This window comes from Prevotella sp. S7-1-8 (genome assembly GCF_000758925.1).
Taxonomy (GTDB): domain Bacteria; phylum Bacteroidota; class Bacteroidia; order Bacteroidales; family Bacteroidaceae; genus Prevotella.
The window spans coordinates 1-621 of record NZ_JRNC01000074.1; the positions used below are offsets into that span (position 1 = coordinate 1).

Consider the following 621-nt stretch of genomic DNA (forward strand, 5'->3'; position numbering starts at 1 on the left):
CCCTCGTTTGCATGAATGACGGAATGCACCTTTATGCCACCCTTCTTCTTTCCCGTCTTGGGATGACGGCCCACGCCCTTGAAGATGACGTTAGAGAACAGGGTTATCGTGGTGGAATCGATGATTCTCAGACGTTTTATCCATTCCTCCGTACCATTGCGTCGGCTGTCCGAAGAAAGTCTGTCCTTATTGGACTCGTAAAGGTCGCGGTACACGTCCTCGAAGAACTTCTCCGAGCGTCTGGCGTTCGCGTCTGACAGGGTACTGCGCTTAGGAACCCTGTCAATGCCTATGTGGTGAAGCTTGCGCACCTCGGCCGTCATTGCCGCCTCTATCTCGCGCAGGGAGTCGAAGCGCATGATGACTGCATACAGCATCGTAAGAAGATGGGTGAAGCCGTCAAAGGTCTTCACATACCGCTCACCGCCGTTTCGACGGCTTATTTCAACTATTTTATCATGGTCGAGAGATTTTATCAGCTGACCATATACCGGCTGTCCGAAGAAATGTGTACTTTTGCCCATGTTATCTGAGTTTGGGAACAAAAGCAAAGATAACAAAAAGGGCTGATACCTCGTGAGAAGTGTCAGCCCTAAATTTGTATCTTACCCAAAAGTTTAG

Annotated in this window: 1 protein-coding gene; it reads right to left on the minus strand. The window is 49.4% G+C overall.

Annotated elements, in window-relative coordinates; translation table 11 throughout:
• A partial coding sequence (locus HMPREF1640_RS10815) for a DUF4372 domain-containing protein (protein WP_036894643.1) occupies positions 1 to 524 on the minus strand: 524 nt, incomplete at its 3' end.
• Positions 525 to 621 lie beyond the last annotated feature (97 nt).